Raw genomic sequence first — 11812 nt, 5'->3', positions numbered from 1 at the left:
TTCGCCTGTTGTAATGCGCTGGCTGCCGCTTTCGGCCGCGAGCTCATACCGAGGAGAATGAATATGATGTCTGTCCTGATAGCCTTCGCGGGCGGCATGCTGACGCTGCTGAGCCCCTGTACTTTACCGGTGATCCCGCTCATTTTTGCTAACCTCCGCGGCAGGCGCAGCCACCTGCTGCTGCTGCTTGCCGGGATGGTGCTGATGTTTACCGCCGTATCATTACTGGCGACGGTAACCGGCAGCTGGGTGGCGAACCTGACCGTGGCCGGCCGCTGGCTGGCGCTGGCGTTTCTGGCGCTGGTGGGGCTGAGTCTGCTGTCGTTACGCGTTGCCTGGCGCCTGAGCGCGCCGCTGGTGGCGTTGGGCAACCGTATCAATCATCACAGCGACCAGCACACCGGGGGGACGTCGGCGCTGCTGGCGGGTCTGGCCATCGGCCTGCTGTGGGCGCCCTGTGCCGGGCCGGTGCTGGGAGCGGTGCTTAGCCTGGGTTACTCTGGCGCTAACGCGGCCACGATGGGGGCGCTGCTGGTTGCCTATGGCAGCGGGTGTGCGCTGATGCTGGCGCTGCTGTGGTGGTCTGGCGACCGCCTGGCGGCGCGTCTGCGCCGCGGTTTGGCCTTCAGCCAGCGGCTACGTCAGCTGGCGGGGCTGGCGATTCTGGCTTCGGTGGCGTTAATCGCCAGCGGGGCGGACCGCTACCTGCAAGGGGCCAGCGGTTTAACTCAGGCGCTGGAACAGCGGTTGAGCGGCGGTCTACCGCAGGCGCAACCTGCCGGTCGGTTGCAGCCTGTCGTCGCGCCGCCGCCTTCCAGCACCATGCCGTCGCTGGCCGGAGGAACGGCGTGGATCAATAGCGCAGCGTTGAGCCCGCACGCTTTGCAGGGCAAGGTTGTGCTTATCGACTTCTGGACCCGGGACTGTATTAACTGCCAGCACACGCTGCCGCACGTCCGCGACTGGGCGAATAAATATCGCGCCGCGGGGCTGGTGGTGGTGGGGGTGCATACTCCGGAATACCCATGGGAACGTTCGCTCCCGGCGCTGCGTGAGGCGGTGGCGAAATGGCGGCTGCCATATCCGGTGGTGGCGGATAACGCCTACGCCATCTGGAAGGCGTTTGGTAACCAGTACTGGCCGGCGCACTATCTGTTTGATGCCCGCGGCCAGCTGCGCTATACCGCGTTTGGCGAAGGCGACTACCGCGGGCAGGAGAAGATGATTCAACAGCTGTTGCAGGAAGCCAGAAGCTGAATCGGTGACGTTGTCACTTATTTGTCCGAACACGTCAGCTGAACCGGTGGGAAAAAAACAAAAAAAAGCCGATAACCAGCGTTATCGGCTTCTGCAACGACGGGTTGTGTCGCACCCGGGGAAGCGCTTATTGCGCCAGCAGTTCCTGCGCGGTGCGCTCAACCAGACTCAGCAAGACCTTGACGTCATCAAGGGTGACGATCGGGTTCAGCAGCGTCAGCTTCAGACAGGTGACGCCGTTGTGCTCGGTCACGCCAACGTTGGCGCGGCCGGAGTCCAGCAGCGCGTCGCCGACGCGCTGGTTGAGCAGGGCGATAGCGGCATCATCGCTGTCGGCCATCTGCTGCGGGCGCGTGCGGAACAGCACGCTTGCCAGCTGCGGCTCCATAACCAGCTCCAGCGTCGGCTGGCTGGCGACGTATTCAGCGACATTTTTTGCCATGGTCACGCCGTGATCGATGATCTCCGCGTACTGCTTCTGCCCCAGCGCTTCCAGGCCCATCCACAGCTTCAGCGCATCGAAACGGCGGGTGGTTTGCAGCGATTTGGCGACCAGGTTCGGTACACCGTGTTCTTCATCGAACTCGGAGTTCAGATAGGCCGCCTGATAGCGCATCAGCTCGTAGTGGCGCGCGTCTTTTAACAGGAACGCGCCGCAGCTGATGGTCTGGAAGAACTGCTTGTGGAAGTCCAGGGTAATGGAATCCACGCATTCAATACCGTCCAGATAGTCGCGATACTGCTCAGAGAGCAGCAGCGCGCCGCCCCATGCCGCATCCACGTGCAGCCAGATCTGATGTTCCGCCGCCACGCCGGCAATCTCGCGTAGCGGATCAATCGCGCCCGCGTCGGTGGTGCCCGCGGTGGCGACGATCGCCATGATCTGCTCGCCGTTGGCCTGCGCGGCGGCAATTTTCGCTTTCAGGTCGTCAACGTCCATCCGGGCGAAACGGTCGGTTTTCACCAGGGTGACCGCGCGGTAGCCGAGGCCCATCAGCGCCATGTTCTTCTGCACCGAGAAGTGGGCGTTTTCAGAGCACAGCACTTTGTACTGACGCACATCGCCCGGCAGCCCGTCCTGCTGGATTGAGTGACCCCGGCGGGCGAAGAACGCATCGCGCGCCAGCATCAGCCCCATCAGATTGCTTTGGGTGCCGCCGCTGGTAAACACCCCAGCGTCGCCCGCCGGATAGCCCACCTGAGCGCGCAGCCATTCGATCAGCTTCATCTCAATGATGGTCGCCGACGGGCTTTGATCCCAGGAGTCCATGCTCTGGTTGGTGGCGTTAATCAGCACTTCCGCGGCCTGGCTGACGACCAGGCTCGGGCAGTGCAGATGCGCCACGCACTGCGGGTGATGCACCGACAGGCTGTCTTTCAGGAAGTACTCGATCGCACGTTCAATCGCCGCCTGGTTACCCAAACCCTGCTCGGTGAACTCAAGGGTAATACGTTCGCGCAGTTCGGCGACGCTTTTCCCCTGATACATCTCAGGCTGCTGCAGCCACTGCGCGACGGCCTGGCTGGTCTGGGCGATAACCTGCTGATAGGCCTCAATACTTTGTGCCGAACCAGCAAGAATCGGATTCAATTTGGACATTGCGGTCACTCGCTCCACTCAGACCGGTTTGACACCGGCGGCCAGCATGGCCTGTTCAAATTTGTCGAGGAAAATTTCCAGCTCGGCGTTGCTGATCAGCAGCGATGGCAGCAGACGCAGGACGCAGCCGCCGCGGCCGCCGCGCTCGAGGATCAGACCCGCTTCGAAGCACTTCTTCTGCAGCAGGGCGGAGAGCGCGCCGTCAGCCGGGTAGCAACCCATATGGTCCTGGGCTTCGTTCGGGTTGACGATCTCAATCCCGATCATCAGACCCAGGCCGCGAATGTGGCCCATTACCGGGAAACGTTTCTGCATGTCGGCCAGTTTGCCTTTCAGCCACTCGCCTTGTACCGCGACTTTGCCAGCAATGTCGTTATCTTTCAGATGACGCAGGGTGGTCAGGCCGGTAGCCATCGCCAGCTGGTTGCCGCGGAAGGTGCCGGTGTGGTGGCCCGGTTCCCAGGCGTCGAACTGCTTCTTAATACCCAGAACGGCCAGCGGCAGACCGCCGCCAACGGCTTTCGACATCACGATGATGTCCGGCTCAATGCCGGCGTGTTCGAAGGCAAACAGTTTACCGGTACGGGCAAAGCCAGCCTGAACTTCGTCAACGATCAGCAGAATGCCGTGTTCCTGGGTCACTTTGCGGATGCGCTGCAGCCACTCGACCGGAGCCGGGTTCACGCCGCCTTCGCCCTGAACGGCTTCGAGAATGACCGCAGCCGGTTTACGCACGCCACTTTCCACGTCGTTGATCAGGTTTTCGAAGTAGTAAGTCAGCGCTTTGACGCCCGCTTCACCGCCGATACCCAGCGGGCAGCGGTACTGATGCGGATACGGCATAAACTGCACTTCCGGCATCATGCCGTTGACCGCTTCTTTCGGCGACAGGTTACCGGTTACCGACAGCGCGCCGTGGGTCATCCCATGGTAGCCGCCGGAGAAGCTGATGACCGACGTCCGGCCGGTATATTTTTTCGCCAGCTTCAGGGCCGCTTCTACGGCGTCAGCGCCGGATGGGCCGGTGAATTGCAGGCAGTATTCTTTACCTTCCCCAGGCAGTAAGGAGAGCAGGTATTCGGAGAAGCGATCTTTTAACGGAGTCGTCAGATCGAGAGTATGTAACGGCAAGCCGCTGGTAATGACACTTTGGATGCTCTGCAGCACATCAGGGTGGTTGTGGCCCAGCGCCAGGGTTCCAGCACCGGCAAGACAATCCAGGTACTGCTTGTTATCCGCATCGGTCAGCCACACGCCTTCCGCTTTCGCGATGGCCAGCGGCAGCTTGCGCGGGTAACTCCTGACGTTCGATTCGAATTCAGCCTGACGGGCCAAAAAGGTTTCGTTGTTTGCGTCCAATAAATCTGCACTTAAAGTATCAATACGGACTTTATCCGTCATCATATCACTCCCACAACCAGCGTTGCGGTTGAACACTGGTTGAATAATTGGTTTAAGAAATTGAATCGCCATGCATAAAGCGCGCACAATATATGGCTTTTTAAATCTGCATTCAATGTTTTATTTATTGAGGTATTTTTACGTTATTTTTACATAACGAAAATAGATGATAGTTCATTGATTTTAATGAAGTATTTAAAGTGTGATAAAACCATTAAAAGTGTAATTCTTAGTGAGGAAATCGGCCGGGTTTAATACCGCTTCGTTGAATGCGCTGGCGAAAATACTTCCGCCAGCAGTATGGTTACTCAATACAGTTCAACCGCATAATGGGTTAAAGGTGTGATTTTTTTAACCAACTTATTGTTATATAAAAACTGTTCGTAAGCTTCATAGCGCGGCTTATCCAGCGCCGCCGGGTCGCGGGCAAACAGCGGTTCCGTTTGCAGCCAGGCCTGTTTGTTCAGTTCGGTGTTCAGCTCCGGGTGAGCGGCGGCAAAAGCTTGCCAGCTCTCCTGCGGATGGGCGTGCAGATACGCCACGCCTTTTTGCAAGGCAACGAGGAATTTTTTAATTTTCGCCGCGTGAATTCGATCGCGATGGGCCACAATCACCAGCTCGTCATAGGCCGGGACGCCAAAATCCTCCACATTCATCACCCGCGGGTCTTTACCCTGAAGTTTAAGCTCCAGCGCCTCAATATTGCGATAGCCGCCAATCACCGCATCGACCTGACCGGCCAGCAGGGCGCTGGTCAGCTGGAAATTGACGTTAATCAGCTTGATGCTTTGCGGGTCGATATGGGCGTTTTGCGCCATGGTTGCCAGGGTTGCCTGCTCAATTCCGCTGACCGAATAGCCAACCTTTTTTCCTTTTAGATCGGCAGGGGTGTTAATGTTTTTATCGAGGGCGATCACCGTGTTCAGCGGCGAATTAATCAATGTGCCGACCCGCACCAGCGGCAGGCCTTCATCGGCAAAAAAGTGTACCTGCGGCTGATAGGTGATCGCCAGATCCGCCTGGCCTGCGGCCACCAGCCGCGGCGGGAGCGCCGGGTCGGATGGCGGCACGATCCTGACGTCCAGCCCTTGCTCTTTAAAGGCGCCAATCTGTTCAGCGACCATAATCGGCGCATGGTCAGGGTTGATATACCAGTCAAGCACCAGCGTCAGTTTCTCGTTGGCGAGCGCCTGCGCGCTGAACAGCGCGCTGAAGGCCATTGTGGCGATAAGGGATTTACTCATGGCGATTCCTTCATTGTCCTTGTGAGTCACGATTCCGGCGTCCAGTCGATCAGCCGGTGCAAGAAAGCATCCACCGCCAGCCAAAGCAGGACGGTCAGCAGCACTAAAATAAACAGCGCGGCAAAGCAGACGTCGGTCTGCATGCGCGCATTGGCGTTAAGCATCACGTAGCCCAGCCCTTCGGCGGAGCCCACCCATTCCCCGATGATCGCGCCGATCGGGGCGACCGCGGCGGCCATACGCAGGCCGGAACCGAGCGCCGGCAGCGCCGCCATCAGACGCACGTGACGCAGCTGGGCGCTAAAAGAGGCGCCCATCGTTCGCGCCAGATCGAGATAGTCATGATTGACCCGCCGCAGGCCGTCAAAAAACGCCGAGGTGACGGGGAAGAAGATAATCAGCACCGCCATCATCACCTTGGCGCTCATCCCGAAGCCGAACCACAGCACCAGCAGCGGGGCGAGGGCGAAAACCGGGATGGCCTGGCTGGTCAGCACCAGCGGCATCAGCCAGCGCTGAAAGCGCGGCGAGATAATCATGCACAGCGCCAGCACCACCCCGAGCGCTACGCCGAGCGCCAGACCGCTGAGAATTTCGCTGACGGTGATCAGGGTATGCCAGGCCAGCCAGCTGCGGTTGACCCACAGGGCGTTAGCCACCGCCGATGGCGAGGGCAGCAGGAAAGCGGGGATGCCGCTGCGGCTGACCAGCCACCACAGCAGCAGCAGGCCGCAAAACACCACCCCGCCGCGCAACAGTTTGCCTCTCATCCGTTCCCCCTCACCAGCTGTTGTAGTAGTTCGGCCTGGCTGGCCAGCAGTACGGGATCGTCCGGCGCGCGCGGTGGTACCCCCGTCAGATGATGCGCATCGTCAATGCCTCCCGGCGGCGAAAGCACCAGCAGCCGATGGCTGAGCCGGCAGGCTTCCATCGGGTCGTGGGTGATGAGCACCACGGTACGATTCACCAGCAGCCCGGCGGCCAGGTTCTGGATTCGCGTGCGGGTAATGGTGTCCAACGCCGAGAACGGTTCATCCATTAAAACAATGGGGCGATCTTCATACAGCGTGCGCGCCAGCGCCGCCCGCTGTCGCATTCCGCCGGAGAGCGAAGCCGGGCGATCGTCGGCGCAATGGCTGAGGCCCACCTGCTCTAATAAGGTCGCCACTCGCTGGCTGTCGACCCGTTCACCGCGAAGCCGGGCGCCGAGCGCCACGTTATCGCGTACGCTCAGCCACGGATAGAGCAGATCTTTTTGCCCCATCCACGCCAGCCGCTGCGCAATGGGGAGCCCATCGCTGGCGTGCACCTGACCGTGAGTCGGGGAGGCTAATCCGGCGATAATCCGCAGCAGGCTGGTTTTGCCGGCGCCGCTGGCGCCCAGCAGCGAAATCCACTCTCCGCCGGGAATATCAAATGACAGATCCGTGAAAATCACCCGCGAACCGAAGCGCAGGCCTAACTCCCGGACCTGAATCGTGGGGGCATTCACGCCTGACCCTCCGCCGCGGCATTCAGCCCCATCTGCCAGAAGTTTGCTTCCAGGCGAGCGGCGGTGGTGAAAATGGTGCTCAGCTCGGCGAACCGCGCTTCGCCGCCGCGCTGTTGCCAGACGGTTTCCAGCAGGCCGACCGCGGCATTGACGCCGTTGAGGTAGCCCTCGTCGCCGTAGTTACGAATCCACGAGGCGTACGGGTTATCGCTGAGACGGGTGGCGGGGTCGTGAAGCAGACCGAGGCCGATTTCGGCATAGCCGGCGACGCAGGGCATCAGCGCCGTCAGGAGATCCAGCGCATCGCCGGAATGGCCGATATCCAGGACATAGCGAGTGTAATTGACCGTCTCCGCCGCTTTGTTTTCGCCGGCCATAGTGGCTTCATCGAGCCCCCAGCCCGCACAATAGCCGACATGCAGCGGCAGCTCGCCAAGGATGGCATTCATCGAGGCGGCGGCGGCGCGCATTTCCGGCAGCGTACGCAGCTTACTGACCAGCAGGGCGTAGCTGCGGGCAAAATGGATCAGAAACAGGTAATCCTGAGTCAGATAGCGTCGGAAGGCGATTTCGGGCAGGGTGCCATCGGCAAGCTGGCGTAAGAAGGGATGCGCAACGTAGCGTTCCCAGTCGCGACCGGCCTGCTGGCGCAGACGACCATAAAGACCTTGGGTAAAAACGGGAAGAATCACAGGACCTCCTGATACAAGGGGAGATCCGGGCGTGCAGAAGTATGAACAGGCAATGGCGGTAAACTGGCAAAATTGCCGACCCGTCCCTTCGCTGGCATGACCCAGATCAGGTTCAAAGGGTTCGGCTTACGCCATCTCAGCCCTCACGGGACACCCCTCGGTTGCGTCATGTTATACGGCATTCATTTTTTGATTACAATCCCGAAAGCGGTCGCCAGCGTCGCTCGGTTTGTGACGTTGTCACGAATTTTATTCGTAGAAAGCCTTTCGTCGGCAGCCTGTTGGCGTTTATATGGGCCATGCAGGTGGTTAAACCCCGTTTTTTGTCCAGAATGAAAGACAACGCCCGGCTGAAAATGAGGGCCTGATAATGCTACTGGCTATAGTCTGGACAAAGCGCGGTATACCGCCAGCAATGAAGGGGGTAATACAGTGACGTTTTATCTGGCGCAAGGCGACCGAATGTCAGGAGATAAACCGCGTGCAGCCCGATGCAAAGCCTGCCCTGAACGATGTTTGTGCTGAGAACATGATCGGCATCTATCAACAATACGCGCAGCGCCGGGCAAGCCTGCGCTCCAGGCCGCTGTTTGAAAAGCGCTGGCTGGGCCATCCGTTGTAACATATCAGCATGGAGGTGAAAAATGACCGACTCAGGACTAAAACCTTTTGCGTTTGTGCTTGCCGTCCCCGATCTGCAAAAAAACGTCGACTATTTTCGCGATGCGCTGGGTTTTACCGCGCAGTGGCCGCAAGGGGCGGACTGGCAGTTGATGGTCCGCGACGGCGTCAGGCTGATGCTCGGCCATTGCCCGGATGCCATCAGCCCCTCAGCGCTGGGCGACCACAGTTATTTTGCCTACCTCAACGTCGCCGATGTTGATGCGCTACACGATGAATGGCGGCAGAACGGGGCGCTTATCCTGCAGCCGCCGGCCGATAAGCCCCACGGCATGCGTGAATTTTTGCTGGCCACCCCCGATGGCCACCGGCTGATGGTCGGACAGGAGATTTAGCGTATTGCCGACGGTTTCGGTCGTTTATCAATAATATCAATCCGCTATGCGCCATAGCCAAGCGTATGCGTTGATTTTGTCATTTTCCTGGCAATATTTCCGTTGCTCATTCGTCTACCTCTCCACCTATCACGATTCACTACTGTAATGAGGTCATACGATGATGAGAGGTTTTGATATGCACGGGCACCACCGCGGTCGCGGCTTCGGTGGCCATCGAATGGCGAAGCCGCTGATCGTGGGTGTGGCGCTGATCGCCATCCTCGGGCTGCTGGTGATGTCGCTGTGGAACGCGCTGCTGCCGGCGATTCTCGGCGTCAAGAGCATCGGCTTCTGGCAGGCGCTGGGCATTCTGGCCCTGTCGCGCATTCTATTTGGCGGCCTCGGTTTTCGCCCTGGAATGTTCGGTATGGCGCGCGAACGGCGGCGGATGCACGAACGTTGGATGAACATGAGCCCGCAACAGCGTGAAGAGTTCGTTCAGCGCTTCAGCCAACGCGGGCCGTGCGGCTGGCGCGAGCGGCGGGAGGGGAAAGCCCCGCCGCGGGATGACGCCGCGAAAACGACGCCTGTCGAGTGAGCGAGATGAAAACCGGGATGGCGGGGGAGTCGCTGCTTATTTCGGCGCTTAACGCCTGCCGGTCACGGCTGAAAGCCTTCATTCGCGGCCGAACCTCGGTGCGCGCTGATGCGGATGATATCCTGCAGGAAGTCACTTACCAGCTGATGACCGTGGAACAACCGGTGGAGAACGTGGCTGCCTGGCTGTTCCGTGCGGCGCGCAACGAAATGACCGACCGGGCGCGCAAAAAACGCGAGCTGCCGCTCGCGGGCTATTTTAGCGCTGCAGAGGAGGGCGAGCGGCCTGAAGATGAGATCTCAGAGACGCTGTTCGGCGTACCGTACACCCCGGAAGAGGAGTACCTTAAAGCGCTACTGTGGGAAGAGCTGACTCAGGCGCTTGGCGAACTGCCGCCGGCCCAGCGCGAGGTGTTTGAGAAAACCGAGCTGCAAGGCTACAGCTATAAGGCGCTGGCGGAAGAGAGCGGGGTCAGCGAGCAGACGCTGTTATCGCGTAAACATAAAGCCGTTCTCTACCTCCGCACGCGCCTGCGCGTCCTCTATGATGAACTGATTGCCGACTAGGCTCCTCCGGTCGTCGCTGCGGGCGGCCGGGTTTTCTCCTTCCTTTTTATACTTCTGATATCCCCTGCTGGGGATATTGCCGTTATTATACCCACAAGAGGATATTTTTGCCGATTGACATTATCCTCACCAGGGTATAAATATGCTTTTATCCCCAGGAGAGGATAAGGAGAGCGTGTGAGCATTTCACCGATGATATATGGCCCGGTTCAGCTGGCTAACTACCTCAAGCTGATCCGGCAGAACAACCACTGGACGCAGAGCGATCTGGCGAAGCGGATTGGCATAAAGCAGGCGACCATCTCTAACTTCGAAAACCATCCGGACAAAACCACCTTAGTGACGCTGTTTAAAATTTTACAATCGCTTGAAATGACGATGGTGCTGAGCGAAAAAAATGCGCCGGCCGTTGGGGTAAAAGACGATAGCCCACAGGATCTGGAGTGGTAATGGCAACCCTCGTAACATGGATGAACAATGAACGCGTCGGCGAGCTGATCAAGCAGAGTAACGGGGCGCACGTTTTCCGCTATCAGGAGAGCTGGATGCGCAGTCCTCGCGCCCGTCCACTCTCGCTGTCGCTGCCGCTGCAGTACGGCAACATCACCGCCGATGCGGTGTTTAACTACTTTGATAATCTGTTGCCGGATAGCCCAAAAGTGCGGGAGCGGATTGTTAAACGCTACCAGGCGCGCTCAAAGCAGCCCTTTGATCTGCTGGCCGAGATCGGCCGCGATAGCGTCGGGGCGGTGACGTTACTGCCGCCGGGAGAAAACGCCGACCGGGGAGCATTAAGCTGGGAGCCTCTGGATGGCCGTAGCCTGGAAGCGCTGCTGACGGCCTATCAGTCCGATATTCCTCTCGGAATGGTCAACGAGCAGGATGATTTCAGGATCTCGGTGGCCGGGGCGCAGGAAAAAACCGCGCTGTTGAACATCGACGGCCAATGGTGCATTCCCACCGGCACCACGCCCACCACCCACATTATTAAGCTGCCTATCGGCGAAATAAAGCAGCCTAACGCGGTGCTGGATCTCAGCGAGAGCGTGGATAACGAATATTTGTGTCTGGCACTCGCCCGGGCGCTGGGTTTCGCGGTACCGGATGCCGAAATTATGCAAACCGCCAGCATCCGCGCGCTGGCGGTGGAACGTTTTGACCGCCGCTGGGCGCGGGAAAACACGGTGTTGCTGCGTTTACCGCAGGAAGATCTGTGCCAGGCTTTTGGCATTCCATCATCCATTAAGTATGAGTCAGACGGCGGTCCGGGCATTCGCCGAATCATGGACTTTCTGCTGGGTTCGAGCGACGCCCTGAAGGATCGCTATGATTTTATGAAGTTTATCGTTTTTCAATGGCTGATTGGCGCCACCGATGGGCACGCCAAGAACTTTTCGATTTTCCTCCAGCCGGGCGGCAGCTACCGGTTAACCCCGTTCTACGATATTATCTCCGCCTTTCCGGTGCTGGGCGGCGCGGGGCTGCATATGAGCGATCTCAAGCTGTCGATGAGCCTGAAAGCGAGCAAAGGGCGCAAAACGGACATTCATACCCTCTATCCCCGTCACTTTTTAGCCACCGCCAAAGAGGTGGGGTTTGCGCAGGAGCAGATGCTGGAAATTCTGCATGATTTTGCCGATAATATCCCGCGGGCTATCGATACGGCAAAAGGGTCATTACCGCCCGATTTTTCCCAACCGGTCTATGAGGTGATTATTTCGCACTTACTCAGGCTTCATGCCCGGCTGCAGAGCGCGCTCGAGCAGGGTTAGCGAATGCTGACCTGAAATATTCCCCACGTTCATCCTCTCCCCGGTTAACACCGCGGCCAGCATGGCGACGCACTTCCTTTCCGCGCGGAGCGCGTTAGCCATATTAGTGGAAACCTTAGCTAATTTTATCATTTGTCAGTAAAAGGTCTGTCCTTGCAGAATTGGTTCTAAGGCAGGTCAGGCGTAACTTTA

Annotated in this window: 13 protein-coding genes and 1 riboswitch; of the genes, 7 read left to right on the top strand and 6 right to left on the bottom strand. The window is 58.8% G+C overall.

Annotated features, from left to right (window positions below; all coding sequences use genetic code 11):
• Positions 1–66: 66 nt before the first annotated feature.
• Positions 67–1257: a cytochrome c biogenesis protein/redoxin gene (locus ACI2JR_RS00175; RefSeq protein ID WP_462477723.1), complete on the top strand. Its 1191-nt coding sequence runs from the start codon at positions 67–69 to the stop codon at positions 1255–1257.
• A 127-nt stretch (positions 1258–1384) separates the two neighbouring features.
• Here ACI2JR_RS00175 and ACI2JR_RS00170 read toward each other — a convergent pair whose 3' ends face one another.
• The 6 genes from ACI2JR_RS00170 to ACI2JR_RS00145 all read right to left on the bottom strand — a co-directional run bounded on the left by ACI2JR_RS00170 (position 1385) and on the right by ACI2JR_RS00145 (position 7686).
• On the bottom strand, positions 1385–2866 hold the full coding sequence (locus ACI2JR_RS00170; protein WP_462477533.1) for a pyridoxal phosphate-dependent decarboxylase family protein: 1482 nt from the start codon (positions 2864–2866) through the stop codon (positions 1385–1387).
• 9 nt (positions 2867–2875) lie between these two features.
• Positions 2876–4261 carry a diaminobutyrate--2-oxoglutarate transaminase gene (locus tag ACI2JR_RS00165; protein ID WP_462477532.1) on the bottom strand — a complete coding sequence of 462 codons (1386 nt, stop codon included), beginning with the start codon at positions 4259–4261 and terminating at the stop codon, positions 2876–2878.
• Between the two features lie 305 nt (positions 4262–4566).
• Positions 4567–5502 carry an ABC transporter substrate-binding protein gene (locus tag ACI2JR_RS00160; protein ID WP_132730976.1) on the bottom strand — a complete coding sequence of 312 codons (936 nt, stop codon included), beginning with the start codon at positions 5500–5502 and terminating at the stop codon, positions 4567–4569.
• A gap of 26 nt (positions 5503–5528) precedes the next feature.
• On the bottom strand, positions 5529–6272 hold the full coding sequence (locus ACI2JR_RS00155; RefSeq protein ID WP_132730977.1) for an ABC transporter permease: 744 nt from the start codon (positions 6270–6272) through the stop codon (positions 5529–5531).
• A complete protein-coding gene (locus ACI2JR_RS00150; RefSeq protein WP_462477531.1) occupies positions 6269–6994 on the bottom strand; it encodes an ABC transporter ATP-binding protein in 726 nt (241 codons plus the stop codon). The genes ACI2JR_RS00155 and ACI2JR_RS00150 overlap by 4 nt, the downstream gene beginning before the upstream one ends.
• A complete protein-coding gene (locus ACI2JR_RS00145) occupies positions 6991–7686 on the bottom strand; it encodes a TenA family protein (RefSeq protein WP_462477530.1) in 696 nt (231 codons plus the stop codon). Before ACI2JR_RS00145 ends, ACI2JR_RS00150 begins: the two co-directional genes overlap by 4 nt.
• Before the next feature lie 66 nt (positions 7687–7752).
• Positions 7753–7854: riboswitch (TPP riboswitch) on the bottom strand.
• Between the two features lie 313 nt (positions 7855–8167).
• Here ACI2JR_RS00145 and ACI2JR_RS00140 point away from each other — a divergent pair.
• From ACI2JR_RS00140 to ACI2JR_RS00115, 6 genes are all read left to right on the top strand, one after another.
• Entirely contained in the window at positions 8168–8308 is a 141-nt protein-coding gene (locus tag ACI2JR_RS00140; RefSeq protein WP_165905762.1) for a hypothetical protein, read from the top strand.
• 22 nt (positions 8309–8330) lie between these two features.
• Entirely contained in the window at positions 8331–8702 is a 372-nt protein-coding gene (locus ACI2JR_RS00135) for a VOC family protein (protein ID WP_462477529.1), read from the top strand.
• Positions 8703–8865: 163 nt separating this feature from the next.
• A complete protein-coding gene (locus tag ACI2JR_RS00130) occupies positions 8866–9282 on the top strand; it encodes a hypothetical protein (protein WP_462477722.1) in 417 nt (138 codons plus the stop codon).
• Between the two features lie 5 nt (positions 9283–9287).
• Complete coding sequence (locus ACI2JR_RS00125) at positions 9288–9848, top strand: RNA polymerase sigma factor (protein ID WP_462477721.1); 561 nt, start codon at positions 9288–9290, stop codon at positions 9846–9848.
• A 192-nt stretch (positions 9849–10040) separates the two neighbouring features.
• On the top strand, positions 10041–10298 hold the full coding sequence (gene hipB / locus ACI2JR_RS00120; protein WP_462477720.1) for a type II toxin-antitoxin system antitoxin HipB: 258 nt from the start codon (positions 10041–10043) through the stop codon (positions 10296–10298).
• On the top strand, positions 10298–11620 hold the full coding sequence (locus ACI2JR_RS00115; protein ID WP_462477528.1) for a type II toxin-antitoxin system HipA family toxin: 1323 nt from the start codon (positions 10298–10300) through the stop codon (positions 11618–11620). Before hipB ends, ACI2JR_RS00115 begins: the two co-directional genes overlap by 1 nt.
• The last annotated feature ends 192 nt before the right edge of the window (positions 11621–11812 follow it).

Origin of the sequence: Klebsiella sp. NPDC088457, assembly GCF_044900465.1 — a bacterium.
Taxonomy (GTDB): Bacteria; Pseudomonadota; Gammaproteobacteria; order Enterobacterales; family Enterobacteriaceae; genus Klebsiella.
Note: the sequence above shows the minus strand (reverse complement) of the source record. Positions and strands in the feature narration are given on the sequence as shown.

Bases quoted from the DNA above. Each gene is read 5' to 3' on its own strand.
- ACI2JR_RS00175 (WP_462477723.1), top strand. From the start codon at position 67: ATGTCTGTCCTGATAGCCTTCGCGGGCGGCATGCTGACGCTGCTGAGC.
- ACI2JR_RS00165 (WP_462477532.1), bottom strand. From the start codon at position 4,261: ATGATGACGGATAAAGTCCGTATTGATACTTTAAGTGCAGATTTATTG.
- ACI2JR_RS00160 (WP_132730976.1), bottom strand. From the start codon at position 5,502: ATGAGTAAATCCCTTATCGCCACAATGGCCTTCAGCGCGCTGTTCAGC.
- ACI2JR_RS00155 (WP_132730977.1), bottom strand. From the start codon at position 6,272: ATGAGAGGCAAACTGTTGCGCGGCGGGGTGGTGTTTTGCGGCCTGCTG.
- ACI2JR_RS00135 (WP_462477529.1), top strand. From the start codon at position 8,331: ATGACCGACTCAGGACTAAAACCTTTTGCGTTTGTGCTTGCCGTCCCC.
- ACI2JR_RS00130 (WP_462477722.1), top strand. From the start codon at position 8,866: ATGAGAGGTTTTGATATGCACGGGCACCACCGCGGTCGCGGCTTCGGT.
- ACI2JR_RS00125 (WP_462477721.1), top strand. From the start codon at position 9,288: ATGAAAACCGGGATGGCGGGGGAGTCGCTGCTTATTTCGGCGCTTAAC.
- hipB (WP_462477720.1), top strand. From the start codon at position 10,041: ATGATATATGGCCCGGTTCAGCTGGCTAACTACCTCAAGCTGATCCGG.
- ACI2JR_RS00115 (WP_462477528.1), top strand. From the start codon at position 10,298: ATGGCAACCCTCGTAACATGGATGAACAATGAACGCGTCGGCGAGCTG.